Consider the following 24,321-nt stretch of genomic DNA (forward strand, 5'->3'; position numbering starts at 1 on the left):
CACCGCGCGGGATGTCAGAATCCGATGGCCTCGCGCAGCAGCAGGACAGTGCCGCGCCCGGGCTGCGGCTCGGCGTTGAGGACGAGCAGACGGTTGATCGCGCTCGGCTGCCCGTAGACGGCCTGGGCGCGTGCGGTCTCCAGCGGAAGGGCGTGCTCCTCGACCCGGCGCAGTGCGGTGCTCAGGTCGGGCACCACTTTCTGTGCCCCGACGACCCAGATCGCCCTTGCGGCGCCGCCGGCCGAGGCGGGCAGCTGGCTGCCGCTGCCCGAGGCGATGACGAGCGAGCCGGTCTCGGTGACGGCCGCGACGCTGGCGACGAAGACGTCGGGGGTGGCCACCAGCCGGCGGATCTGGTCGGACTCGGTGGCGCGGTCCATCTTCAGGACGCGCGGCCGGATGGCCTGGTAGCGGTCGCCCGTCTCGATGTCCTGCGCGATGCCGGAGAGCTGAAGCGTCTCACTGGCCCCGGTGAACACGCCTGCGCCCTCCGGGATCAGATCCTTGATGCGGGCGCGGGCCGCCGCGGCGTTGTCGAGCAGTTCGGCGGTAAAGCCGTTCGCCTGCAGCGCCGCGATCGCCCGGTCCAGCCGTTCGGCGGACGCGGGTGCGCTGAAGGCGTCGGCCGCCCCCGTAGCCGACGCGTCCGCCTTACCGGCACCCGGTGTCCGGCCGGCGTCCCCGGCCTCACCAGAGCCGTGCGCCTGAGCGTCGGGGCCGGGTGCCGAACCTCCCAGCGGGGTGGTGTCGACGTACCTGACCTCGTAGACCCGTTCGGCGAACTTCCATCCCTCCGGCGTACGCCGGTAGCTGTCGTGGTAGATGGCGAAGTTCAGGCCCGAGCGGCCGTCGAGCAGACGTGCGATCTCCTGTATGTAGGTGCGACCGGTGGCGGTGTCGCCGTCGATCCGGATCGTGCCCGGGTGGCTGTTCTGCACGAAGAAGTCCCATTGGCTCTGCAGGCGTTCGCCTCCGGCCCGGATCTCCCTCCGGCCGATGAGCTCGACCGGGACGTTGGGCATGCTCAGAACGCCGTCAGGGGTGAACAGCGCGGCAAGGCGGGCACGGTCGCGCATCATCGCCGCGTCGGTGAACTCGCCGCGCAGCGCCTCGATCTCGACGCGGTCGGCGATCTCTTGGAAGTCGTTCATGCTCAGCGTCCTGTCCTGTGGATGGTGTACTCGTCTTCACCGGTCCGACAACGCAGCCACGCCGAATGTGAGGCGAGCCGCCGACCTCACATTCCGCCGCTCTGATTTGTCGTAATGGAGAGGGAACGTGAACGAGGGAGCCGGAGAGCGTATGACCAGTCCGTCGGAACAGGCACAGCGGCAGGCAGACGAGCAGCGGGACCCGGGCCTGAGCACGATCATGAGCGAGCGGCGACAGCTGCTCAATCTCGCCTACCGGCTGCTCGGGTCCCTGGCCGACGCGGAGGACGTCGTCCAGGAGACCTACACTCGCTGGTACGCGATGTCCCGGGCGCAGCAGGAGGCCGTCGAGTCCCCGGGCGCCTGGCTGACGAAGGTGGCCAGCCGCATCTGCCTGAACCTGCTCGGCTCGGCGCGCGCCCGGCGGGAGGCCTACGTCGGAGAATGGATCCCCGAGCCGCTGCCCGACCCGGCCGAGTGGATCGCCGGGGCGGCGGGCGGCGCCGGCGTGGACCCGGCCGACCGGATCACCCTCGACGAGTCGGTGACCATGGCCTTCCTGGTCGTGTTCGAGTCGATGACCCCGGCCGAGCGCGTCGCGTTCGTGCTGCACGACGTCTTCCGCTACCCGTTCGCCGAGGTGGCCGAGATCGTCGGCCGCAGCCCGGCGGCGTGCCGTCAGCTGGCGTCCTCGGCCCGCCGTCGCATCGCCGCCGCGCGGGCCGAGGCGAGGCCGAACGCGGCCCGGCAGGCGAGCGTCGTCCGGCGGTTCAAGGCGGCCTGGGAGGCGCACGACATCCAAGCCTTGATCGGCCTGCTCGACCCGGGCGCCACCGCGATCTCCGACGGTGGTGGCCGCGCCGTCGCCCACCTGCTGCCGATCGAGGGCGCCGAGCAGATCGCCCGCCTCTACCTGACGATCGCCCGGTTCGCGCCGCCCCGCACGATCCTCGAGCGCACGGTCAACGGGCTGCCGGGCCTGGTGGTCGAGTCCGAGGGCCGGATCGAGACGGTGTTCGCGTTCGAGGTCGCCGACGACGACCGGATCACGCACATCTGGGCGGTGCGCAACCCGGACAAGCTCCGCCCATGGGGGCTGTCCTGACGGCCCTAACGGGCCGGCGTTCGTGGGAGCGTGAAGCGCCCCGGAACCGAGGGGGTTCCGGGGCGCTTTGTTCGCCGGGGCGGCGTCAGCTCACGGTGAGCTGCACGCTGCCGGTCATCCGGCCGCTGGTGACCGAGGCGCCCACCGTGCCGGCGCGGTGGGCGCTGACCTCGCCGGTCACGGGGTCGACCGAGGCGACATTGGCGTCGCTGGACGACCACACGTGCGAGACCGGGTCGCCGATCCGCCTACTTCCGGCGCCGACCTCGGCACCGGTCGCGGCCGGCTCGTGCCGGTTCCAACGGCGAGGGTGGTCGCAGACAGGAGCCTCCCGAGGGTATGAAAAGCCGCCCGAGGCGGGATGCTGGGGCGGGAAGGGTGCTGACTGGGCCCTGTCCTGCCGATCTTGCGGGCGAAACGGCCCTGTGCTCGATCAGCGTCCTCCGACCGCGGGGACTTCACGTAGCCGCACGGCCGAAGCATCCACAGACGACCCGGTATCGATCCGTCGTCAGCACGGCACCACACCGTTGAACACCGCAACGAATTCGGGTGCCTGCGGCGAGAGTGAAGGGCAGTGCCCTCGCGATCGTCGCCTACCGCCGTTCAGCCTGCCACCGACTTGTACACCTACGCCCTGCCACCGTCAGTCACAGCGGCGGGGACTGGAAAATGGAGCATCGGCCAATGCGCCGGTCCCCGACCCTGTTTACAGTCGCAGCTCGGCCCAGATGGTCTTTCCCTCTGGCCGCTGCCGTGTGCCCCAGTGCTCGGCGAGCTGCGCCACGATGAACAGCCCGCGTCCGCCCTCATCGAACATGCGGGCCCGGCGCAGATGGGGGGCGGTGTTGCTGCCGTCGGACACTTCGCAGATCAAGGTGTCCTGGCGCAGCAGACGCAGCTGGACGGGACGCCCGCCATAGCGGATGGCGTTGGTGACCAGTTCGCTCACGACGAGTTCCGTGGTGAACGCCAACTCCTGCAGGTTCCAGCTCGCCAGTTGGAGCGAGGCGAGCTCGCGTGCGCGGGCGACCTCGGCGAGATCCTCCGACAAGTCCCAGGTGGTGACGTGTTTGCTGTCGAGTTCTTGGGTGCGGGCGATGACGAGGGCGACATCGTCTCTGGCGCGACCAGCGACCATCGAGTTCAGGACGCGGTCGCACGTGTCCTCCAGAGAGGGCGTCGGCTCGGACAGGGTCTTTCGCAGACGCTCGAGCCCTTCGTCCAGGTCATACCTGAGGGATTCGATGAGACCGTCGGTGTACAGGACAAGCAGGCTGCCTTCGGTCAGGTCCAGGTCGGCTGTTTCGAAGGGCAGGCCGCCGACGCCCAGAGGAGGGCCGGCGGGAATGTCGAAGTAGTCGACGTCTCCTCCTGGACGCACCACGGCCGGTGGTGGGTGACCGGCGCGTGCGGCTGTGCACCGGCGCGAGACCGGGTCGTAGATCATGTACAGGCAGGTCGCACCGACCTCACCGAAATCCGCTCCGACGTCGCGACTGGCCTCCTGCGTGCGGTCGCTGACCATGCGGCATTGGGTGACGAGGTCGTCGAGGTGGGTGAGCAGTTCGTCGGGTGGCAGGTCGATGTCGGCGAGCGTGCGTACCGCAGTTCGCAGACGCCCCATGGTTGCCGAGGCATGGACGCCGTGCCCGACCACGTCGCCCACGACCAGGGCGACGCGGGCTCCCGGAAGCGGGATCACGTCGTACCAGTCGCCGCCTACTCCGGCCTGGGAATTGGCGGGGATGTAGCGCGTGGCTGCTTCCACGGCCGGCTGCTTCGGGGCCGTCTGGGGCAGAAGGCTTTGCTGAAGTGCCAGGGAGGTGGTGCGCTCGTGGGTGTAGCGGCGGGCGTTATCCACGCATACCGCGGCTTGTGCCCCGATTTCCTGCGCCAGCAGCAGGTCATCGGCATCGAAGGGCTCCCGGCTCGGGGAGCGTGTGAAAAGTGCCGCACCAAGGGTCACTCCCCGGGCACGGAGAGGGACAGCCAGCGCGGAGTGTGGTGCGTTCATGCTGGCGTCGTTTGTATCGGCAGGCCAGCAGGCGGCATCGGCGATCTCCGCCCTCATGGGTTCGCCTGTCCTCAGACTCAGGGCTGGTACCGATCCCTGGCGGTAGGTGACGGTCTCACCCGGCCGTGCAGTGCCAGCAAGGGCGACCGGGCCCGTTTGACGGGCGGTGCGGCGCAAGGTGATCTCGCCCATGTGAGGACCGGGGGCAGGTTCCTCACCTTGGAGGACACGATCGAAGAGGTCCACGGCGGCGTGGTCCGCGAAGCGGTGAACTGCTACTTCGGTCAGTTCCTCAGCGGTTCGAGCCACGTTGAGCGTGCTGCCGACACGGCTGCTGGCCTCGCTGAGCAACGCGAGCCGCTCGCGAGCGATCATGAGGCGTTCGAATCGTCTCTCCCTTGCAATACGGACACGGCAGACGACCACGCTCATGCCCAGCGCGACGACCAACGCCATGATGACCGATATTTGACTGGCCTGCCCGATTTCCCGGAGGAATATCCCGTAGATCGCCATGGCGGCGGCCAGGTTGAAAAGGCCCACGATCACGGTCTGTCGCAGCGGCAACAGAGCACTGGCCACGACAGTGATCAGCACGGAATACTCCGGTAGGCCCATCACCTGCACGTGAGAGGCAGCCAAAGCCAATTCCAGGCCTGAGATCAGCGCAACGCCGAGGAGCAGGAAAGCGAAGCTTCTGCTTGGCTGAATTGGTCGCACGTAGTACACCTCCAAAAGCCAGGAGGGTGGGCACCCGGCCTTGCGGCGGGCCCTGCGCGGTGTCGGAGGCCTTCACGCAGTTCCATCCAACGACAGCCTGGGCTATTTCCCATCGTTGGAGGCTGCCGGCCATCGTGCCACCCGAGTTCCGCAGAGGACAGGCACACCGACTGCCGCGCACACGAGGGAGGTGTTCTGTCCCAGCGGTCGCACCCGTGGGCAAAGTACAGCGCCCGCTTTGTCCCGGCTGGGGTGCCCTCGCAGCTCGATGGCACCGTCGCGCCGGGCAGACCGCGCATTGCGCCGAAACGAATCGCCCGGACCACGATCACTGACCGTCACACTGTCGGCCACCCGCACGCCAGCAAAGACCCGGGCCTGCGTCGCATGCCGGCACTCCTGCAGGAGATCCCAGCGGCCCGTTGACACCGACAGCTGGAGGGCCGCGGTGCCGCGGGCCGCCAACGGCGAAGAAGACCACGTGTGCCTGCTGGTGCACTACCCGCCGAAAGTCGCCCTCTCCAACCTGGTCAACTTCCTCAAGGGCGTCTCCTCGCGCCGCCTGCGGGAGGAGTTCGCCGGCCGCGTGAACCGGGCGATCATGCACGACCGATTCTGGTCCGGCTCCTACTTCGCCGGCTCATACGGCGGAGCACCGCCCCAAGTGGTCAAGGACTACATCGAGAACCAGGTGCGGCCCGACTGAGCGCGGGCTGTGGTCGGAACACTCCGGAGAGAAGCTGCGGCGCCCCGCGCCACGGGGCTCAGGATCGGATTCCCTCCCCGCCTGAAGGCGGAGATTCCCTCCGAAGATGGGGATGGTGGTGTCGCCGACCAGGGGATGCCGATAGCGCACCGTGTCATGGGCGCACTAGGCTACGTCATGCTCGGCCCACCACCGGCGGAAGTCCAATTTACGCGGTGGCCTGGGGCTGTGCGCGTCGCGCTCGGTCGCGGTAGGGGGCCAGGAAAGCGGTCAGCGCCGCCAGCATCTGTTGGGGAGCCTCCTCCGCGACCCAGTGACCGGAGCCGGGAATGACCACGCTGTGGACGTCGTGCGCGACGAGCTTCATCGTGCTCGCAACGTTCGCACCCAGGCTCCCTGCTCCGCCGATCGCCAGGACGGGGAGAGTCAGCGGACGCATCTTGCGTTGCTGGTCCTGCGCGATGGTGGTGTCAAGCGCTCGGTACCACCCGAAGCTGCCACGCAGGGCGTCCCGTTGGGAGGCGAGGATCTGGACGTAGTGCGTGACAGCGTAATCGGGGAGTTTCTGTACGGCCTTGGTGGCGAACTGCCAGCCGAAGTAGATGTTTTCGCGTCCTCTGACAAGCTGTTCGTTCACGTCCGTGAGCCGGTTGAAGGGGATGTGCCACAGCCTGTTGTTGACCTGCGCAGAGCCCACCAGGGGCGGTGAGGGAGTCACGGCCGGGAGGAAGGCCTCTGCGACGGCCAGGCGGTCGATCCGCTCCGGGTGATCCGCGGCCAGCGCGTAGCCGATCGGCATGCCGGTGTCGTGGCCGACGACGGCGAATCGCTGGTAGCCGAGCGCCTCCATGAGCGAGACCATGTCGCGCGCGAGAGTACGGGTGTCGTAGCCGGTCTTGGGCTTGTCGGACAGCCCGACGCCGCGCTGGTCGACCGCGATCACCTTGAAGTCCCGGGCCAGTGTCGGCATCACCAGGCGCCAGGCGTACCACGTCTCGGGCCAGCCGTGTATCAGCAGCAGTGGTGGTCCGTCGCCGCCGATGACCGCGTGCAGGCGCAGTTGGCCGGTGTTGATGTACCGGCTGGTGAACGTCTTGGTGAACCCCGGCGGCAAGTGCGGCGCCTGGACGACGGAGCCGAGGCCCTCCGGGGTGGGATCGGGCTTGACATGGGAGTCCGGGGGCGCACTGCCCGGCATCGTGACAGCGGTCGGCGCGACGCCTCCCAGACCTAGCCCCAGCGCACCCACGCCTGCCGTGCGCAGCACGTGGCGCCGGGGCATCCTGGCGTTGACCTGGTCTCCGGAGTTTTCGTTCGCAGATTCCCGAGGCATGAGGCTCCTCTTCCATACCTGACGAGCGTTTGTTCAGTGAGGGCGTGGAGACCGATCACCTCGGCGTCCAGGAATGCGGGCAATGCGTCGCGGCAGCAAACTTCGCCAGCACACAACGCCTACGCATAGACCCCAAGAACAGGCGCGCATCACGCCTGTGCAGCCCATGCTGTGCCGCGCCTCCAACTGCCGCAAATGGAGCTTCGGCTGAGGCCTGTCCTGCCGTTCCTGCTTTCACGACGTGCCTGCTCTGGTCGGACGACCCGCGGGGGGACAACCCGTGGGTTCAGGGTGTGGCCACAGAGGTAAGCCGCTTGGCGGCTGACGGGACCTTGCCTCCCCGATCCGCGGGTCGAATCGACCGCCACGTCGGAGACGCGACGCGATCGCCGCCATAAGAACGGCAGGGCAGGGCCGTCCGGGTGATCGATGCAGCATGAGCCGGCGTGCCCGCCCGGACCTCGGCTGGGCCGATACAGGCAAGGAACGTCACCAGTCACGGTGATCAGCGCGGACGGCGAACGGGTGCTGTCCCACGACATTCGCTGCTACAACTGACGAGGTGACACTCACTGCCGGACGCCGACCGCGTCAGCAGGCGGGGCCTGCACAACTGAGCGATGCCGCCTGCCCTGCCATCGGCGGCGCGTTGACGCCCACCAAGTGAGACGCGCCCCCGGTGAGCAGCGCACGCGCAGGCGCCGAGTCGCTGGGCCTCTCGAGGTGCGTGACCGATCGAGGACGGGTCTGATCCCATCCGGCGCGAACTGTCGATTGTCCACGCCTGGAGGCCAACGGGCTCAGGAGACCACCCGGTGACAGCGGGGTGTGGGTACCGGGCAACGGAAGGACTACAGACGGACGACGATCAAGGCGATGTCGTCGTCTCCACCGCCGCTGACGCCGAGGCGGGACAGCAGGGTGTCGGCCACGTGTTCAGGCTCGAGGCGGGCGTGGGCGGCGAGGACGTCGGTGAGCCGGTGCAGGCCAGCGTCGATGTCTTCGCCGCGGCGTTCGATGAGGCCGTCGGTGTAGAGCACGAGGGTTTCCCCGGGGCTGTAGGACAGGGCGGCCTGGGGGCGCGGGAGATGGCGTGGGCGGGCTCCCAGCGGCGGGTCGGTGGCCTGGTCGAGCAGGACGAAGGTGCCATCGGGGCGGACGAGGATCGGTGGGGGGTGGCCGGCGCTGCTGAAGGTGATGTGGCGGCGGTGAGTGTCGATGACGGCTTTGACCGCGGTGGTGGCCAGTGCCCCTTCCACCGATCGTGCGTACAGACCCAGGACCTCCATGGCCTGGGCGGGCTCTTGCAGGGCGCGGACGGCGGCGGACAGGGCGCTGCGGAGCATGCCCATGGCGGCGGCGGCCTCCAGGCCGTGGCCGACGACGTCGCCGACCGCGACGGTGAAGCCGCCGTCGGGCAGGTCCGCCACGTCGTACCAGTCGCCGCATACGTTGAGTCCTTTGGCGGCGGGCAGGTAGCGCACCGCGATGTTGTGGTGCCGAGCCAGGTCCGGAGCCCGCATCATGGCCTCTTGGAGGGTGACGGCGACCTTCCGTTCTTTGGCGTGAGCCCGCCGCAGTTGTTCATTCAACCGCTGGAGTTCCTGTGCCCGCACGTAGAGTTCGGCCTCCAGGGCCTGCCGCTCGCTGGGTGCCTGATCCGGCCGCAGGCGGTCGGCGTGGGAGAGTACGAAGTCGGTCACGTCGTCCACCCGGTGAAGGATCCACGCCACCTGTCCGTCCGGTCCGCGCACGGGGACGTTGGTCGGAGCGCCCCACCGTTCCTCGAACATCCCCGGGCGGTCGGGCACGGGGATGTCGTACTTCTGTACCACCAACGCCTCCGGCTCCCCCGAGCACAGAACCCGGTGCAGGGAAACACGCAGGTTCCGCACCCCCTCGGCATCGGGGTCTGCCGGATTTTCGGGGAACGCATCGAAGAGATACCGCCCGACCAGGTCTTTACGAGGACGGCGGACGGCACGGCAGTACGCCTCGTTGACGTCGAGGATCACCAGATCGGGGCCCAGCACCAGATACGGACTGAGTGTGGCGGCGAACAACGCCTGGTAGTCGATCGGCGGTGTGGACACCGACGCCCTCCGTTCCCATCAGTCGCCCCCCTCTCGGTTCCCACTATGCGCGTTGCCGGTCACCACACCACCGTGTAAGCGCCTGGAGTGTCACCGATGCACTGATCAGAGCGGTGTTGGGACATCCCTGGCCGTGCCGTCTCGACACGCCGCCCTGGACCCAGATGCTCGGCGGTGAGGGAGATGCCGACGCGAGGTGTGCGAGTCCGGCTTGAGTCGCGCTCGCCTCGAGTCGGACAGTCCCTCGCCTCGGCCTGATCGTCAGCATCGTCACTGAAATCGGCGCCGATGTCACCAGGTACCAGGTCGGCGACCGCGTCGGCGTCGGTTGCATGGTCAACTCCTGTGGCAAGTGCGCCTACTACCGAAACGGTGACGAGCAGTACTGCCTGAGCGGCTTGGTCCCCACCTACGCCGGAGTCGACCGTGACGGCACCACCCAGGGCCGCTACTCCACCCACGTCGTGATGGACGCCGACTACGTTCTGTCCGAACCCGACAAAGTTCACTCAGAACGGCGTCGCGGAGGTCGATTCTGCGTGGCTCATGACGTTCCGGGCGGCACGCAAGCACATCGATCGCGGCCTGGGTGTCCCACGGTGGCAGCGTTCCCTGCAGGGCAGCGGACGGTCGGCGTAGCGGGCTTCCGGCAGTGTCAGGTCCGGCACGTGCTCGGGGTCCCTGCGCGTGCGTGCAAACGCTGTATCTGAACCTGTTGTCGCAGGTCAAGAGCTCATCAACGCCGTCTTGGAGTCGTAGCTCCGTACGCAATACGGTCTCGATGACCGAACGCCGGACGGGTGAGCGGGTCAGCCCTCTGCGTCCTCCTGCCCGGCCACGTCGCCGATGGCGGCGCGCAGGTCATGCATGCCCTGCAGGATGTCGATGACCGCTTCCTCCGCCCCACCCAGAGCCCGTCGGGTTCCCTCCATATCACCGTGCTCCGCATGCAACTGGGCGCTGAGCGTATACACCGCCGTCATGACGGCGGCGAAGGCAGCCTCCCGGCCCCGTGACAGCTCCTCCGCCCCGGGCGAAATCTGCATTGCAGTGCGGTGCAGCCTGTTCGTCAGGACGTTGACCGCAAGGCCGGGGTCAGGGCCCACCTGATCCGTCCAGCCGAGCGACGTGTCGAGGACGTCCTCGATCCCCTCCTCCCCGGCCAGACGCGTCGCGGCGGTGATTTCCAGCTCTGTCCTCGCCAGCAGACTCCCCAGCAGATGCAGACGGTCCTCGTCCCGCGGCCCCTCGGGTCGCACTTTCGTATCAACCGACTCAGCCCCCAGAGCCGCCAGTGCGGCATAGACCTGTTCAGCAGTCACCGGACGCTCGCTACTGATGCTCACGCTCTCAGCTTCACCGCACGAAGACGCAATCGCCCGCCCCCACACCGACAGGTTCAAAAACAAGCCCATCAGTCTTGCGACAAGGGCAACACATGCCTGTCCCGCACGAAATTCGTCACCGATGCCACCTTCGCCGACGGACTTCGAGAGCAGCGTGAGCAGACCGCCAAGCTCATTCGTCTGAGATCGGTTGAACAAGTCAGGAACGACAGGGCAGTCGCGCCACTCACCCTCGCACACGCCGCGGTGGCCACCGGGGTACGGGACCAGGGACGTCCCTGGTCCCTCTTGTGCCCGCCCGGGAGCACGCTCGGTGAGAACAGCTTGGAGTCCATGCAGAGCACGTGTGGGAAGAGGCGATCATGGAGCGACTGGACCGCACCGTGGCCCTGGTCACCGGGGCTAGCAGCGGCATCGGCGCGGCAACCGCTGTCGCGCTCGCGCAGCAGGGAGCAGCGGTCGCCCTGGTGGCTCGACGGCGCAACCGTCTGGAAGCCGTGGCGCGGCGGGTACTCGAGCTAGGAGCGTGTCTCGGTAACCGGCTACTGGCCCGGTGGTCGTGATCGGCGGGATCGGTTGTGATCGTCCGTTGGTGGTCTGAGGTGCTCGGGTGGGTCGTGTGCCGCTGAGTTTCATGGCCCGGTGGGCGTGGCGGGCCGGTGAGCCCGGCTGGTCAGCCGGTCACGGTAGCGAGTCCTGCCGTTCCGGCGTGTCGGAAGATCTTGCGGAGGTTGTGGCAGGCGGCCAGCAGTCGCCACTCGCCGCGGGCTCCGTCTTCGCCGCGCAGGTGGAGTTGGCGGCCGTTCTGGCAGGTCATGATCTGACCGAAGACGGGTTCGACGATGACTTTTCGGCGGGCGTAGGCGGCTTTACCGAGCTTGGTCCGCAGCTTTCGGGCCATGCGTTCTTTGAGCGTGGCGTCCTTGGGGATGCGTCCGCGGGGTGCGGGTGGGACCTGTTCGTCGTGGGCGAGTCGGCCGGTGGCCATGAAGGTGTCGGTGCCGCAGGCCAGTTGGCGGTCTTTCGCCGCCTCAAGGTTGGTCTCGGAGCAGTATCCGGCGTCGACCAGCGCTTGCTTGGGATGCGTGCCAGTGTTCGCTGCGCACTGGTCGAGCATCGTGGTGTAGTTCAGCGCGTCCGAGGGGTTGCAGGTGACGTCGGCGGCGGTGATGACCTGATGTTTATCGTCCACGACGGCCTGGGCGTTGTAGGCCTGGATGTAGGCGCCGTCGCTGTTCTTCATGATCCGCGAGTCGGGGTCGGTGAAGTTGGCCTGGGCCTTGGACTTGGGCCGGGCTGTGGCGGCAGCCTTCTGTCCCGCGTCGGTGACGGCCTGCTCGTCGCTACTGCCGGCGCGCTCCTGGCGGCGGCGTTCTTTGTCTTCCGCGTGGCGGCGAGCCTTCTCAGCCGCTTCGGCCTCGATCTGCGCGCGGGCGGCCTGCAACTTGGCCAGGCGCTTCTCGCGCCGGTCCAGCTCAGCGGGCAGGTCCACATCCTTGCCGTCGGGCCCGAAGACCTCATCCTCGGCTTCGTCGGTGGCCTCCGCGTCAGCGAGCAGGTCCCCAGCCCGAGCCTCCAAAGCGGCGATCTCGGCCTCGAGCCGCTCTTCCTTGTCGACCAGGCGGCCGTAGCTCATCGCCTTGTGCTGGGATGCGCTGGCCTCCAGCTTGGTGCCATCCAGCGCGACGCGGCCCATCTTGACCATTCCCAGCTTCTGGGCGAGGTGCAGGGACTGGGTGAACAGACCCGCGAGCGCGTCCAGGTGGCGGCGGCGGAACCGGGCGATCGAGCGGAAGTCCGGGGCCTGATCAGCGGCCAGGAACCGGAACGCAACGTCATCGACGCAACGGCGCTCGATCGCCCGCGAGGAGCGGACCCCGGTGGTGTAGCCGTAGATCAGCAGCCGCACCATCAGCCGCGGGTCGTAGGGCGGGTAGCCCCGCTTCTCGGTGTAGTCCGCCAGCACCGGTCCAAGATCGAGGACCTCGTCGACCAGCTCGGCGACGAACCGGGCCAGGTGGTCCTCGGGCAGCCACTCGTCCAGCGACGGCGGCAGCAGCAGGACCTGGTGCGGGTCGAACGCCCGAAACGTCTTGTCCACCGCTGCCGGGCGGGCCTGCGGCCGCTTGTTCTCCACCGGCTCGACCTCGAACAGCCCATCCCCACCACGCATACCAAAATCATCCCGTACGAATGATCACGGACCGCGCGCGGGTCGCCGGTTACAGAGACACGTTCCTAGGTCCTCCCGCGCTGTGCGTCGAGGCGGACGTCACCGACGGTGGGCAGGCGGCCCTGGCGGTGGAGAAAACGGTGGCCCGCTTCGGGCGTCTGGACACTGTGGTCAACAACGCGGGCGCCATGCTCGTCGGCCCCGTCGAGGATGCGCCGGTCGGCGAGTGGGAGCGGATGGTGGCGGTCAACCAGTTGGGGCTGCTCTACGTCACCCAGGCCGCACACTCTCACCTGGCGAAAGCCGCCGCCTCAGAGCCGCGGCACGTGGCCGACGTCGTCAACATCGGTTCGACCACGGGGCGGGTGCCCCGCCCCGGGACGGCCGTCTATTCCATGACCAAGGCCGGCGTGGTGGCTTTCTCAGAATCCCTGCGGCAGGAATTTCGGCCGCAGCGGATCCGGGTGGGCTTGGTCGAGCCTGGCACCGTGGACCCCGGACGCACCCCGCACGCCCGGGAGCAGCAACGCGTCGACAGTGACGCGCACGTCCGGAGGATCGAGCGTCTGGCGCCGGAGGACGTCGCCCGGAGCGTGGCGTTCATCGTCGCCAGCCCCCGCCACGTCGCCGTGAACGAGATCATCGTCCGGGCGCCAGATCAGACCTGGTGAGGCGGCAGGACCGCTGCGCAGGACCTGGCCAGTCCAGGCCAGAACTAGCGCGGCCCGGCTGAGAACCCGTCGCCCAGGGGCGGCAGCGCCTCCCGCAACGCTCTGCGTGACGTGATGCCGAGCTTGATGTAGATCTTCCGCAGGTGCCATTCGACGGTCCGCGCGCTGATGAACAACTCGGCGCCGATCTCCGGGTTGGTGCGTCCGTCCCGGGCCAGGCGCGCGATGTGCTGTTCTTGCGACGTGAGTCCAGTCGCGGCCTGGGACTCCGGCTTGCGGAGTTTTTCCCCGGCCGCGGCCAGCTCGCGGCGGGCCCGTTCGGCGAACGCCTCCGCGCCCATGGCCGAGAACCCTTCGTGGGCGGCCCTGAGCTGGTCGCGAGCATCGGTGGGCCGTTGCTCGCGGCGCAGCCACTCGCCGTACAGCAGACGTGCCCGGGCGGCCTCGGGCCGCAGCGGCGTGCGGTCGAGGCGCTCGATGGCCCCTGCGTACAGCGGCTCTGCCTCGGTGCCGTCGGTGAGCAGGGCTCGGCATCGTAGCTCGATGCCCACCGGCCAGTCCGAGTCGCCAGCGTGCTCGGTCAGTCGTCGGAGCGCCTGCTCGGCGACGTCCCGCTTTCCGGCCCGGACCGCCGCCTCGACCAGTTCGGGGAGCACCCACCCGGTGATCTGGGGCAGGTGGGTCTCGTCGACGGCCTGCTCCGCGGCTGCTGCCGCTTCGGCGTACTGGCCGAGGCCGTTGCGCAGGACCGATTCCGTCCAGTGCGCGGCCTGCGAGGAGATGCCCTCGCCGCGTTCGACCGCGGCGGCGGCGGTCGCCTTGATCAGAGGCATGGCCTCGTCCGCCCGGCCTCGGTAGGCGGCGAGCAGCGCCGCGCCCAGCGGGAACAGCCTCGTGCCGGTCGCCTCCGCGATCGTCTCGCCCTCGTCCCGAGCCGCGGCTGCCGCTTTCAGGTCGCCACGCCATGTGTTCACCAGCTCCTGCACGCCCAGGGAGCCGACCAGCGGGGCAAGGGCGCCCGACGCTCGGGCGTGTTCCGTCCAGCGGCTGCTCAGCAGCGCGAAGGTCTCGAAGTCCCACAGCAGAACGGCGGCCGTGGCGACGAGGTTGGCGCCCTTCTGGAACCAGCCGTGATCCGGGTCGTGCACGAACGCGTCGACGGCCTGACGCAGGCTCGGTGCTGCGGCGGCCGGCCCGTCGTCGATCAGGGTCGCCAGGCCGCGCAGCAGCAGGTGAGCCGGGCCGGGCGAGGGCTCTGCCATGGCCCGCGACTGCAGGGTCGCCCGTGACACCTCGGGCAGATGCCCGCCGGGCTCGGCGAACCGGCCGGCGACCAGGGAAGCAGCCCAGGCGTCGAGGTAGGTCTCGCGTGCCAGGCCCGCGTCGAGCCCGTCGAGCTGCGTCGCGACCCGGAGCAGGTGTACCGAGGCTGACCGCCCGGGGGATGCGGCCCAGCCGATCTGCCCCCGCAGCCGCGCGACCAGGGCCTGCTGCAGATCGGTGCCCGCGTCCGCCTCCGCTTCGGCCACGAGGCGGGCGGCGGTCTGCAGCGAGCCCGCCTGCAGGTGCTCCGACGCGGCCGCCAGCACACGGTCCGCCCGCTTTCCCGGACGCTCGGTGAGCGCCGCCGCCCGCTGCAGCAACCCGGCCGCGGCCGAAAGCCCGCCGCGGGCCTCGGCACGGCCCGCCGCCTGCACGAGCTCCAAGGCGATGTCCTCGTTCGGCGCGGTGGCCGCCGCTGCCCGGTGCGACAGCCTGCGCTCGGGATCGGCCTTCGGATCTGTGGCCTCGGCGAGCGCTTCGTGCGCGGTACGGCGCTCCTCGGGGCTCCCTGCCGCATAGGCCGCCGATCGCACCAGCGGATGCCGGAATCGCACCAGGGAGTCGATGACCAACAGCTGCTCCGCTTCGGCGGCCTCCGCCTCGGCGCGCCCCAGCCCCAGAGCATGCGCCGCGCGCCACACGAGCGCGGGATCGGCGGTCGGGTCGGCGGCGGCCAGCACCAGGAACAGCCGGGCCGCCTCGTGCAGGCCCTCGATCCGATGCAGGTAGCGGTCGTACAGCATGCCGGTCAGGGACGGCCGGCCGGCGAAGCCGCCGGCCAGCTCCTCCGGGCTCATCTCGCCCGCCAGCTCCACCAGGGCAAGAGGGTTCCCGCGGGTCTCGGCGATCAGCCGGTCGCGCACGTGCTGTTCCAGGCGACCGGGCACGGACGCGGTCAGCAGCTCGCGCGCGTCCTCGTCGGTCAGCCCGCCGACCGTCAGGCCCGGCAACGCGGCGAACCCCGGGTCGTCGTCCCGGGCGTCCGCCCGGACGGCGAACAGCAGCAGTACGGACTCGGCGTTCAGTCTCCGGCCGACGAATCCGAGCACCTGTTTGGACACGCTGTCCAGCCACTGGGCGTCATCGACGAGGCAGGCCAGTGGCTGCTCCGCCGCGGTCTCGGACAGCAGGCCGAGCGTCGCCAGGCCGACGATGAACGGGTCCGGAGGACTTCCCTCGGCCAGCCCGAAGGCCACCTGGATCGCCTGCTGTTGGGGGGCCGGCAGGACATCGAGACAGTCGAGCATCGGCGCGCACAGTTGGTGGAGCGCGGCGAACGGCAGCTCCATCTCCGACTCGACGCCGGAGATCTCCCGGACCTGGAACCCGAACGCCTGCCGTGCGCAGTACTGCATCAGGGCTGTCTTGCCGACGCCGGCCTCGCCTCGGATGACCAGGACCGAGCCGGCCCCGTTGCGGGCGTCGGCGAGTAGGGCGTCGAGCTCGATCCGCTCACGAGCGCGGCCCATGAAGGCAGCACCCAGTGATCTGGACATGCGCACAGGGTACGGGTGCAGGCCCAGGTCCGGCATCCGATCGCGCTCCCGTCGCTCCACGGGTCAGCCCCGGGCCCGCCCCCGGGGCTTCCCGCCCGTGGGGACCCGGGTGTCCTCCCAGGCACTTGCCTGGGGCCAGGGGCCACTCCTGGAAACCACGCTGAAGGTGCAGGTCCTGAACCGCATGCAGGACCACCGCCAGCACACCGGACGAGACAGGTGACAATGATGAAGAGCGTGGAACTCGGCAGTCAGGGTCTGACGGTCAGCGCCCTCGGCTTCGGCTGCATGGGCATGAGCACCACGTACGGGCCGAGCAACGACCAGGCGAGCCGCGCCACCCTTGCGCGGGCCGTGGACCTCGGGGTGACGCTGTTCGACACGGCCGAGACGTACGGGCCGTTCCACAACGAACGCCTCGTGGGCTCCGCCCTGGCCACTGTCCGCGACCGGGTGCGGATCGCAACCAAAGTGGGCTTCATCTTCGACGATGACGGGAAGATGGTGATGCACGACGGGGGCCGGCCCGCCGTCGACTGCAGCCCGGAGCACCTGCGCACCGCTGTGAACGGGTCCCTACGCCGCCTCGGAGTGGAGCAGATCGATCTCCTCTACCTCCACCGCATCGACCAGAAGGTGCCGATCGAGGAGTCCGTCGGCGCCATGGCAGACCTGGTTGGGGCCGGGAAGGTCGGCCACATCGGCCTGTCCGAGGCATCCACGGCCACCATCCGACGCGCCCACGCAACGTTTCCTCTCACCGCCGTGCAGAGCGAGTACTCACTCTTCGAGCGCGGCGTGGAGCGCAACGGGGTCCTCGACGCCGTCCAGCAGCTCGGCATCGGCTTCGTCCCGTATTCGCCGCTCGGCCGCGGCATGCTCACCGGCGCGCTGACCAACCTCGACGCGCTCGACGACAGCGACTTCCGGCGCCACGACCCCCGATTCCAGGGCGAGAACCTCGACGCCAACCTGCGGCTGGTGGCCGCGATCAGCCAGGTGGCCGCTGCCAAGAAGGTCCTGCCCTCGCAGCTCGCCCTCGCCTGGCTCCTCGACCAGGGCCACGTACCCATCCCGGGCACGCGCCGGATCCAGTGCCTGGAGGACAACCTCGCCTCCGCCGACATCGCCCTCACAGACGCCGACCGCGCCGCGCTCGAGGACGCCGCCCCGATCGGCAAGGCCGCCGGCGACCGCTACTCCGCCGGAATGCTCGCGACCCTCGACGCCGATTCAGACTCCGCGCCCCAGCAGCACTGAACCAGGCCGCCACCACTCGAACAAGGAGGACCCATGTCCGCAACGACCGGACACGTCACCGAGACGATCACGATCGGCGGAGAGCTGACCGTCGGCCGGATGGGCTTCGGCGCCATGCGACTGACCGGCGACCAGGTGTGGGGCGAATATCCCGACCACGACGGCGGTATCGCCCTGCTGCGCCACGTCGTCGATTCGGGCGTCACCTTCATCGACACGGCCGACGTCTACGGACCGCACTCCAACGAGCTGCTGATCCGCGAGGCGCTCCATCCGTACCCCGACGATCTCGTGATCGCGACCAAGGGCGGGTTCGTGCGCGGCGGGTACCCGTACGACACACTCGGCGCCGTCGGGAACCCGAACTACCTGCGACAGTGTGTGCACATGAGCCTGCGCCGACTCGGCCTGGACCGCATCGACCTGTACTACCTGCACAGCGGAAGGGCGACCGACGCCCCCTTCGAGGACCAGGTCGGCGTGCTGGCCGACTTCAAGGAGCAGGGCCTGATCCGCCACATCGGCCTGTCGAACGTCACCGTCGACCAGTTCGAAGCCGCCCGCCGCATCGTCGACATCGCTGCGATCACCGCCGAGTACAACCTCGCAAGCCGGGCCGGCGCCGCTCAGCTGGCCGCCGCCGAACGCGCCGACGTCGTGTTCTCCCCCTGGGGACCGACCCGGATCGCAGGCCCCGGCGCCCCGCACATCCGGGACGAGGCGCAGGCGATCGCCCAGCACCACGGCGTGACGCCGCAGCAAGTCGCGCTCGCCTGGCACCTGCACCAGTCGCCCAACAGCCTCCCGATCCCGGGCACCACGACGCCCGGTCACCTCGCCGAGAACCTGGCGGCCGCGCACCTCCACCTGTCCGACGACGAGGTCCGCCGGCTGACCGGGCTCGCTTCCGAGGAGCAGCCCACCAACTGACCCTGCTCCCCGTCCCGGGAACCGACGAAATACGGCTTCGCAGGTGGCGGTATGCGGATGCAGGCCTGCACCCCTTCATCGGCACCGGTGACGGCGCCGGCCGCTGGCCAGACCGCGCCCCCTGCCAGCGGTTCATCGCCACTGCCGCACTTTGCGCGATCCCGAACGCGTTCCTCAAGCAGGCCGCGCCCGGCGCGGTCATCGTGTCCCGGTCGGCTACGGCATCTAGCGGTTCACGGTGACAGCCCTTGGCCATGGCACGGGATGGTTCCTCCCGACCCGGGCCCACGTCATGCCCCGCCGTATCTCGTCCGTGCCGCCTGCATTCGACGCGACCCGGGAAGCCGAGCCCACCAAGACCACGACAGCGCCGAGTGACGTACTGGGACGGCTGCGGTTCCCCCTGTCACTGGCACTGCCCCGGCACACCAGGTGCTCGTGGCGCGATGAAGGGGCGAGCTGACGGCCGTCGGCATCTGGACGGAGGACGGGGCAACCGCGACGGCTCACGTGTCTGGCACGGTTCGCCAGGTCGGACCGCGCCGCCAGTGGGACGTCGTTGAAGGCCTCGCCAAGACCTTCGCCGGTGAACCGCAGCGGCAGGAGTTTCACTCAACATCACGCCCAGCCGTCAGATCGCCTGGTACCGGACACCTGACGGGCCCGCCTGGAACCGCCCGCAACTCCAGTGACGAGCTCCCCCTGGCCACAGCCCCGTGAGCGCCGGGGCTGGTCCGGACAGAGCCCGCGGTCCGGACCACGTGCGGGAAGAGTGCGGCCGGGCAGCATGCCACGCGCGTACTCCTCGCGCGTTCATGGCGTGCTCCCCCTCCAGATGTCGGTGAACCGGTCGAGCAGGTGCGCCGCCGCCGTCACGTCGTCGGTGAGCGGCCGGTCGGCCAGGTCCCGGTCGAGCACCGTCTCGGCGAGCTCCAGCGCCCGGCCCACCGGGAGCTCCGGCTCGGGCCTGAGGCCGCGCAGATGCAACGCCCTTACGGCGGCGACCAGTTCACAGCCGACCACCAGACGGTACGCGCGGCACACGCGTAGCGTCTGGCGCGCGGCGAGCGAGGCGAAACTGGCCTGTTCCTCGACGCCCCGGGAGAGTACAGCGTGCCCGAGCGACGCGGGCGCGGAGAACGCCCGCAGATCACCGAGCGCGGCCCCGGCGGCGTACTCCAGGATCATCACACCCGAGGAGGCGGGCTCCTGATCGGCGAGGAAGGGCCGCAGCCGGGTGTAGGCGGGCTCGTTCAGCGTCGACAGCCGGGATGTGGACAGCCGCGCGACCTGGGTCACGGCCAGCCTGAAGTGGTCCAGGGCGAGGGCGAGCTGGGCCGCGTAGAAGCCGCCGTGGTGGTAGGCGGCCATGTCCTCGGGGGAGATCAGCGGGTTCTCGGCGGCCGCGTTGATCTCCACGGTGATGACGTCCTCCAGTGCGTTGGCCGCGTCGAGCGCAGGGCCGTGGATCTGGGGCAGGCAGCGGAAGCCGTACGGGTCCTGGATACGGCCCAGCGGCGGTGTCGGCCGGTCGGCGGCGCCGATCAGCTCCCGCATGCGGCGGGCGACCTCGGCGGAGCCCCGGTGCGGCCGGGCGGCGTGCACGGGTGCGGCGTACGCCTCGTGCGAACCGTCCACCGCGAGCAACGAGAGCGCGGCGACGACCTGGGTGGCGCCGATCAGCCCGCGCAGCTCGTGCAGCGCGAGCGCGGCCTGGCCGAGGGTGAGGGCGTTGCTGCTGATGAGTGCGAGCGCGTCGTTGTTGTCGAGGGGTTGCGGCTCGGGGCCCGGGAGGATGGTCCCCTCAGCAGAGGCGCCCGTCGCGGACGGGTCGGGCCAGGAGGTGCCCGTCCGCCGCCAGGGCCGCTCCCCCACCAGCGCCAGGCCCGCCTGCGCCAGTGCCGCGATGTCTCCCGTTCCCACGGAACCGAACTCGTTGACGACCGGGTGAACTCCGGCGTCCAGCGCCTCGCACAAGGCTGTGATCACGCTGGGCCGCAGGCCGGCTCCTGCGGCCAGCAGCTGGTTGGCACGTATGGCGAGCATCGCGCGGACCTGGCGGGCCGGGAGTTCCTCGCCGATGGCGCCCGCGTGGCTGCGCAGCAGGCGCAGGCCGTGGTCGGCGGCGGCCTCGGTGGGTACGTCTTCGTTCCGGTTGGCGCCGACACCGGTGGAGCGGCCGTAGACGCGCCCGGTCGCCGCGATCCGCCGGGCGGCGTCCCAGGACTCGGTCACGCGTTTCATCGCTTCGGTGCCGGGGACCGGCCGGGCGGCCCCGTCGGCGAGGCGTACGACGTCCTCGACGCCGAGCCCGATCCCGTCGAGGACGACCGGCCCGGAGTACGCACATCCGGGTGCGTCCAGCATTTGAGACGACATCAGGGCTGAATCCCCCCAACCTGGACATTCGATCTCGGCTGTCGGCCATCCGCCACCTCGGATTAACGCCGAACTGTTGACAAGTAATTCATTCACCGAGAACTCTGCATGACATTATGCAGCCGGGCAAGGGACATCTCATGATCCAGTTCGATGCGGTCCACAAGCGCTTCCCCAACGGCACGACAGCCGTCCACGATCTATCCCTGGAGATGCCGGAAGGCGGCGTCACCGTCCTCGTCGGCTCTTCCGGTTGCGGCAAGACGACCACCCTGCGAATGATCAACCGGATGGTCGAGCCCACCTCCGGCACCATCCGGGTCGGCGGCCAGGACGTCACCCAGCAAGACGCCGCCGACCTGCGCCGCTCCATCGGCTACGTCATCCAGCAGGCCGGCCTGTTCCCGCACCGCACGGTGCTCGACAACATCGCCACCGTTCCGCTGCTGCTCGGCTGGAACCGCCGCAAAGCGCGGGCCCGCGCCGCCGAACTCCTGGAGACCGTCGGTCTCGCCGCCGACGCCGGCAAGCGGTACCCCCACCAGTTGTCCGGCGGTCAGCAGCAGCGGGTCGGCGTCGCCCGCGCGCTGGCCGCCGATCCACCGGTGCTGCTGATGGACGAGCCGTTCGGCGCGGTCGACCCTGTCGTGCGCACCCAACTCCAGGACGAACTACTGCGGCTGCAGAAGGAGCTGAGCAAGACCATCGTCTTCGTCACCCACGACATCGACGAGGCCGTCCGCCTCGGCGACCAGATCGCGGTCTTCCGTACCGGCGGCCACCTCGTCCAGTGCGCCGCTCCCGCTGAACTTCTCGCCCACCCGGCCGACGACTTCGTCGCCGACTTCCTGGGCGCCGAACGAGGCCTGAAGCTCCTCTCACTGAAGACGCTCGCGAACGTCCCGCAAGGCCCGGCGCCACACAGCGGGCCCTGGACGCTCGTCCTCGACCAGGCGGGCAGGCCGCAGCACTGGAGGTCCGAGGAGGCAGAACTCCCCGTACGACCGCTGAAGGACACCGACTCCCTCCTGTCGGCCCTCAACGAGTCGATCGCCTCCCCCACCGGCCTGATCGCCCGCGTCGACTCGGACGGCGTACTCACCGGCGTCTCATCGCGGGACGACATCCACGAGCACGCGGGCCGGGCGCACGCGGAAGTGCAGGTGGCGGCATGACGATCGACTGGTCGTGGATCGGCGCCCACACCGGCGAATTGACCACCCTCACCATCTCCCACCTCCAGGCCGCCCTGACCGCCGTCCTCTTCGGCCTGCTGATCTCCCTCCCGCTCGCGGTGATCGCCCACCGAATCCGCCCCCTGCGCGGCTTCCTCCTCGGTGCCTCGAACGTCCTGTTCACAATCCCGTCGATCGCGATCTTCGTGCTGCTCCTCCCGGTGAGCGGCCTGACCCGCACCACCACGGTCATCGGACTGACGGTCTACACCCTGGTCGTTCTGCTGCGGAACACGGTCGAGGGCCTCGACTCCGTCCCCGTGAAGGTGAAGGAGGCCGCGAAAGCGATGGGCACACGCCCGCTGCGCACACTCCTCACGGTCGAATTCCCCCTGGCCCTCCCCGTGATCATGGCCGGCGTCCGCATCGCGACAGTCATGTCGATCTCCCTCGTCTCCGTCGCGACGTACATCGGCGACGGCGGCCTCGGCCAGCTCTTCACGGACGGCTTCCAGCGCAACTTCCCCACCCCGGTCATCGCAGGAGTGGTCCTCACCCTCCTCCTGGCCGTCGTCGCGGACGCGGTGCTGGTGGCCCTCCAGTACGTCCTCACCCCCTGGAAGAGGCGGCGAGCCTGAGATGTACGAACTCTTCAAGAACCTCGGCACCTGGCTGGTCAGCGGATCCCAGTGGTCCGGCCCGGACGGGATCGCCCACCGCCTCGCCGAACACCTCCAGTACTCCCTCGTGGCCACGCTCATCGCCGCCGCCATCGGCCTCCCGCTGGGCCTGCTGATCGGCCACACCGGCAAGGGCGCCTTCCTCGCGATCAACCTCGCGTCCTTCGGTCGCGCCCTGCCGACCGTCGGCCTGGTCGTCCTGGTCTTCCTGGCCGGCGGCCTGTCGATGCTGCCCGTGTACGTCGCCCTCGTCGCCCTCGCCGTCCCGGCAATCGTCACCAACACCTACGCGGGAATGACGGCAGTCGACCCCGACGTGAAGGACGCGGCGCGCGGCCAAGGCATGCGCGGCCACCAGGTCCTCTTCCAGGTCGAACTGCCGCTCGCGCTCCCCCTGATCATGACGGGCCTGCGCCTGGCCCTGATCCAGGTCGTCGCAACCGCGACCATCGCCGCGTACGTCTCCTTCGGCGGCCTGGGCCGCTACGTCTTCGACGGCCTCGCCCAGCGCGACCTCGTCCAAGTACTCGGCGGCGCGGTGCTGGTCGCCGTGGTCGCCGTAATCCTGGACGTGACCCTCGCCGGCCTTCAGCGCTTCCTCTTCCGCCACCGCACCGCTTAGGGAACTCCTGACATGAACCGACGTACTGTCCTCGGTGGCCTGTTCGCCGTCGCCTCCGTCCCCGCCCTCTCCGCCTGCGCGAGCGGCATCACCTCCCTCGACAGCCAGGGATCCGGCACCGGCGGTGGGAGCTCCAGCAAGGGCGGAATCACCGTCGGCACGGCCAACTTCACCGAGAACCAGGTCCTCGGCTACCTCTACGCGGCGGCCCTTCAGGCGGCCGGTGTGAAGGTGACCGTCCGCCCCAACCTCGGCACCCGCGAGATCGTGATCCCCGCTCTCAGAAGCGGCGACATCGACCTGCTGCCCGAGTACCAGGGCGCCCTCCTCAACTACCTCGACCCGAAGGCCACGGCGAGCGAGCAGGGCGCGATGCAGAACGCCCTCACCCTCGCCCTACCCGCCGGCCTCCAAATCCTGCCCTACGGCATGGCGGAGGACTCGGACGCCTTCGTCGTCACCCGCGAGACCGCGAACAAGTACGGCCTGGCCTCCCTGGCCGACCTCAAGAAGCAGAACGGCAAGCTGGTCATCGGCGCCGCCCCCGAAGTAAAGAAGCGCCAGGTCGGCGCAGTCGGCCTCAAGGACGTGTACGGCGTCGAGTTCAAGGAGTTCAAGTCGCTGGACTCCGACGGCCCTCTGGTCAAAGGCGCCCTGAAAAAGGGCGACGTGGACGTGGCGAACCTCTTCACCACCGACACCGACATCAAGTCAAACGACTGGGTGGTGCTGGCCGACCCCCTGCATCTGATCCCCAGCCAGCACATCGTCCCACTCATTGCCGACCGCAAGGCGGACGACACCGTCCGCAAGGCGCTCGCCCGGCTCGGCAACGTCCTGACCACCGCCGACCTCACCGAGCTCAACAGCCTGGTCGACAACGACAAGAAGGACCCGCAGGACGTCGCGAACGCGTACGCGAAGCGGCACGGGCTGGTGAAGTAGGCCAACCCAGGACCGGCCATGACGGCGATTCCCCATGGCCGCAGAGGTCGAACAGCGCTCCGGGTACGCCGTGGACAGCACCCTTGCGGTCGGCGATCAGGCGCCCGACAAGCATCGTAGGAGGACGCTCACGAACAAGCCGTCACGCCAGAGCCAACGCCAACCCACCAGCATGCACGGTCCCACGATCCTCACC

20 protein-coding genes and 1 pseudogene are annotated in these 24,321 nt (G+C 69.3%); 12 read left to right on the forward strand and 9 right to left on the reverse strand.

Annotated features, from left to right (window positions below; translation table 11 throughout):
* Window positions 1–14: 14 nt before the first annotated feature.
* Window positions 15–1,151 carry an LUD domain-containing protein gene (locus ACQEXA_RS01745; RefSeq protein ID WP_433128297.1) on the reverse strand — a complete coding sequence of 379 codons (1,137 nt, stop codon included), beginning with the start codon at window positions 1,149–1,151 and terminating at the stop codon, window positions 15–17.
* A 151-nt stretch (window positions 1,152–1,302) separates the two neighbouring features.
* Between ACQEXA_RS01745 and sigJ the strand changes: the two genes are divergently transcribed.
* Window positions 1,303–2,256, forward strand: coding sequence for an RNA polymerase sigma factor SigJ (sigJ, locus tag ACQEXA_RS01750; RefSeq protein WP_433128299.1), 954 nt, complete (start codon window positions 1,303–1,305; stop codon window positions 2,254–2,256).
* Between the two features lie 85 nt (window positions 2,257–2,341).
* Here sigJ and ACQEXA_RS01755 read toward each other — a convergent pair whose 3' ends face one another.
* Window positions 2,342–2,479 carry an Ig-like domain-containing protein gene (locus tag ACQEXA_RS01755; RefSeq protein ID WP_432937887.1) on the reverse strand — a complete coding sequence of 46 codons (138 nt, stop codon included), beginning with the start codon at window positions 2,477–2,479 and terminating at the stop codon, window positions 2,342–2,344.
* Window positions 2,480–2,965: 486 nt separating this feature from the next.
* Window positions 2,966–4,465, reverse strand: coding sequence for an ATP-binding SpoIIE family protein phosphatase (locus tag ACQEXA_RS01760; RefSeq protein WP_432937884.1), 1,500 nt, complete (start codon window positions 4,463–4,465; stop codon window positions 2,966–2,968).
* Window positions 4,466–4,492: 27 nt separating this feature from the next.
* Here ACQEXA_RS01760 and ACQEXA_RS01765 point away from each other — a divergent pair, with 27 nt between their 5' ends.
* Entirely contained in the window at window positions 4,493–4,885 is a 393-nt protein-coding gene (locus tag ACQEXA_RS01765; protein ID WP_432937881.1) for a hypothetical protein, read from the forward strand.
* Window positions 4,886–5,456: 571 nt separating this feature from the next.
* Window positions 5,457–5,699: pseudogene (gene tnpA, locus ACQEXA_RS01770) on the forward strand (IS200/IS605 family transposase); the annotation flags it as partial.
* A 208-nt stretch (window positions 5,700–5,907) separates the two neighbouring features.
* Here the strand turns inward: tnpA and ACQEXA_RS01775 are convergent.
* Complete coding sequence (locus ACQEXA_RS01775) at window positions 5,908–7,032, reverse strand: alpha/beta fold hydrolase (RefSeq protein WP_433128301.1); 1,125 nt, start codon at window positions 7,030–7,032, stop codon at window positions 5,908–5,910.
* A gap of 851 nt (window positions 7,033–7,883) precedes the next feature.
* On the reverse strand, window positions 7,884–9,125 hold the full coding sequence (locus ACQEXA_RS01780; RefSeq protein ID WP_433128303.1) for a PP2C family protein-serine/threonine phosphatase: 1,242 nt from the start codon (window positions 9,123–9,125) through the stop codon (window positions 7,884–7,886).
* A gap of 266 nt (window positions 9,126–9,391) precedes the next feature.
* Here ACQEXA_RS01780 and ACQEXA_RS01785 point away from each other — a divergent pair, with 266 nt between their 5' ends.
* The gene (locus tag ACQEXA_RS01785) at window positions 9,392–9,835 is read left to right on the forward strand and encodes an alcohol dehydrogenase catalytic domain-containing protein (protein ID WP_433134410.1); all 444 of its coding nucleotides are present in this window, start codon (window positions 9,392–9,394) and stop codon (window positions 9,833–9,835) included.
* Between the two features lie 99 nt (window positions 9,836–9,934).
* Here ACQEXA_RS01785 and ACQEXA_RS01790 read toward each other — a convergent pair whose 3' ends face one another.
* A complete protein-coding gene (locus ACQEXA_RS01790; RefSeq protein ID WP_432937874.1) occupies window positions 9,935–10,669 on the reverse strand; it encodes a hypothetical protein in 735 nt (244 codons plus the stop codon).
* 164 nt (window positions 10,670–10,833) lie between these two features.
* On the opposite strand from ACQEXA_RS01790, the gene ACQEXA_RS01795 reads away from it, so the two are divergent.
* Window positions 10,834–11,034 carry an SDR family NAD(P)-dependent oxidoreductase gene (locus ACQEXA_RS01795; protein ID WP_433134412.1) on the forward strand — a complete coding sequence of 67 codons (201 nt, stop codon included), beginning with the start codon at window positions 10,834–10,836 and terminating at the stop codon, window positions 11,032–11,034.
* Between the two features lie 110 nt (window positions 11,035–11,144).
* On the opposite strand, the gene ACQEXA_RS01800 is transcribed toward ACQEXA_RS01795, so the two are convergent.
* Window positions 11,145–12,572, reverse strand: coding sequence for an IS1182 family transposase (locus ACQEXA_RS01800; protein WP_432939902.1), 1,428 nt, complete (start codon window positions 12,570–12,572; stop codon window positions 11,145–11,147).
* A 92-nt stretch (window positions 12,573–12,664) separates the two neighbouring features.
* Here ACQEXA_RS01800 and ACQEXA_RS01805 point away from each other — a divergent pair, with 92 nt between their 5' ends.
* Window positions 12,665–13,315: an SDR family oxidoreductase gene (locus ACQEXA_RS01805; RefSeq protein ID WP_433128305.1), complete on the forward strand. Its 651-nt coding sequence runs from the start codon at window positions 12,665–12,667 to the stop codon at window positions 13,313–13,315.
* 44 nt (window positions 13,316–13,359) lie between these two features.
* On the opposite strand, the gene ACQEXA_RS01810 is transcribed toward ACQEXA_RS01805, so the two are convergent.
* Window positions 13,360–16,134: a helix-turn-helix transcriptional regulator gene (locus tag ACQEXA_RS01810; protein ID WP_433128307.1), complete on the reverse strand. Its 2,775-nt coding sequence runs from the start codon at window positions 16,132–16,134 to the stop codon at window positions 13,360–13,362.
* 228 nt (window positions 16,135–16,362) lie between these two features.
* On the opposite strand from ACQEXA_RS01810, the gene ACQEXA_RS01815 reads away from it, so the two are divergent.
* Both ACQEXA_RS01815 and ACQEXA_RS01820 read left to right on the forward strand, forming a co-directional pair.
* Window positions 16,363–17,394: an aldo/keto reductase gene (locus tag ACQEXA_RS01815; protein WP_433134414.1), complete on the forward strand. Its 1,032-nt coding sequence runs from the start codon at window positions 16,363–16,365 to the stop codon at window positions 17,392–17,394.
* A 33-nt stretch (window positions 17,395–17,427) separates the two neighbouring features.
* Complete coding sequence (locus tag ACQEXA_RS01820; protein WP_432937865.1) at window positions 17,428–18,324, forward strand: aldo/keto reductase; 897 nt, start codon at window positions 17,428–17,430, stop codon at window positions 18,322–18,324.
* Between the two features lie 813 nt (window positions 18,325–19,137).
* Here the strand turns inward: ACQEXA_RS01820 and ACQEXA_RS01825 are convergent.
* Window positions 19,138–20,703, reverse strand: a complete 1,566-nt coding sequence (locus ACQEXA_RS01825; protein ID WP_432937863.1) for an aromatic amino acid ammonia-lyase — start codon at window positions 20,701–20,703, stop codon at window positions 19,138–19,140.
* 140 nt (window positions 20,704–20,843) lie between these two features.
* On the opposite strand from ACQEXA_RS01825, the gene ACQEXA_RS01830 reads away from it, so the two are divergent.
* The 4 genes from ACQEXA_RS01830 to ACQEXA_RS01845 are packed head-to-tail and all read left to right on the forward strand — an operon-like array spanning window position 20,844 to window position 24,125.
* The gene (locus ACQEXA_RS01830) at window positions 20,844–21,878 is read left to right on the forward strand and encodes an ABC transporter ATP-binding protein (protein WP_359411085.1); all 1,035 of its coding nucleotides are present in this window, start codon (window positions 20,844–20,846) and stop codon (window positions 21,876–21,878) included.
* On the forward strand, window positions 21,875–22,516 hold the full coding sequence (locus ACQEXA_RS01835) for an ABC transporter permease (RefSeq protein ID WP_359411083.1): 642 nt from the start codon (window positions 21,875–21,877) through the stop codon (window positions 22,514–22,516). The genes ACQEXA_RS01830 and ACQEXA_RS01835 overlap by 4 nt, the downstream gene beginning before the upstream one ends.
* 1 nt (window position 22,517) lies before the next feature.
* Window positions 22,518–23,180: an ABC transporter permease gene (locus ACQEXA_RS01840; protein ID WP_359411081.1), complete on the forward strand. Its 663-nt coding sequence runs from the start codon at window positions 22,518–22,520 to the stop codon at window positions 23,178–23,180.
* A 12-nt stretch (window positions 23,181–23,192) separates the two neighbouring features.
* A complete protein-coding gene (locus ACQEXA_RS01845) occupies window positions 23,193–24,125 on the forward strand; it encodes an ABC transporter substrate-binding protein (protein ID WP_433128309.1) in 933 nt (310 codons plus the stop codon).
* Window positions 24,126–24,321: the final 196 nt, after the last annotated feature.

The organism is Streptomyces sp. CA-106110, from assembly GCF_050936285.1.
GTDB lineage: Bacteria > Actinomycetota > Actinomycetes > Streptomycetales > Streptomycetaceae > Streptomyces.

What these genes read in the sequence shown, in the direction of transcription:
- ACQEXA_RS01835 (WP_359411083.1), top strand. Translation starts at nt 21,875, where the DNA reads ATGACGATCGACTGGTCGTGGATCGGCGCCCACACCGGCGAATTGACC.
- ACQEXA_RS01825 (WP_432937863.1), bottom strand. Translation starts at nt 20,703, where the DNA reads ATGTCGTCTCAAATGCTGGACGCACCCGGATGTGCGTACTCCGGGCCG.
- ACQEXA_RS01760 (WP_432937884.1), bottom strand. Translation starts at nt 4,465, where the DNA reads ATGGGCGAGATCACCTTGCGCCGCACCGCCCGTCAAACGGGCCCGGTC.
- ACQEXA_RS01845 (WP_433128309.1), top strand. Translation starts at nt 23,193, where the DNA reads ATGAACCGACGTACTGTCCTCGGTGGCCTGTTCGCCGTCGCCTCCGTC.
- ACQEXA_RS01775 (WP_433128301.1), bottom strand. Translation starts at nt 7,032, where the DNA reads ATGCCTCGGGAATCTGCGAACGAAAACTCCGGAGACCAGGTCAACGCC.
- ACQEXA_RS01820 (WP_432937865.1), top strand. Translation starts at nt 17,428, where the DNA reads ATGTCCGCAACGACCGGACACGTCACCGAGACGATCACGATCGGCGGA.
- ACQEXA_RS01815 (WP_433134414.1), top strand. Translation starts at nt 16,363, where the DNA reads ATGAAGAGCGTGGAACTCGGCAGTCAGGGTCTGACGGTCAGCGCCCTC.
- ACQEXA_RS01810 (WP_433128307.1), bottom strand. Translation starts at nt 16,134, where the DNA reads ATGTCCAGATCACTGGGTGCTGCCTTCATGGGCCGCGCTCGTGAGCGG.
- ACQEXA_RS01840 (WP_359411081.1), top strand. Translation starts at nt 22,518, where the DNA reads ATGTACGAACTCTTCAAGAACCTCGGCACCTGGCTGGTCAGCGGATCC.
- sigJ (WP_433128299.1), top strand. Translation starts at nt 1,303, where the DNA reads ATGACCAGTCCGTCGGAACAGGCACAGCGGCAGGCAGACGAGCAGCGG.
- ACQEXA_RS01745 (WP_433128297.1), bottom strand. Translation starts at nt 1,151, where the DNA reads ATGAACGACTTCCAAGAGATCGCCGACCGCGTCGAGATCGAGGCGCTG.
- ACQEXA_RS01805 (WP_433128305.1), top strand. Translation starts at nt 12,665, where the DNA reads ATGATCACGGACCGCGCGCGGGTCGCCGGTTACAGAGACACGTTCCTA.
- ACQEXA_RS01830 (WP_359411085.1), top strand. Translation starts at nt 20,844, where the DNA reads ATGATCCAGTTCGATGCGGTCCACAAGCGCTTCCCCAACGGCACGACA.
- ACQEXA_RS01795 (WP_433134412.1), top strand. Translation starts at nt 10,834, where the DNA reads ATGGAGCGACTGGACCGCACCGTGGCCCTGGTCACCGGGGCTAGCAGC.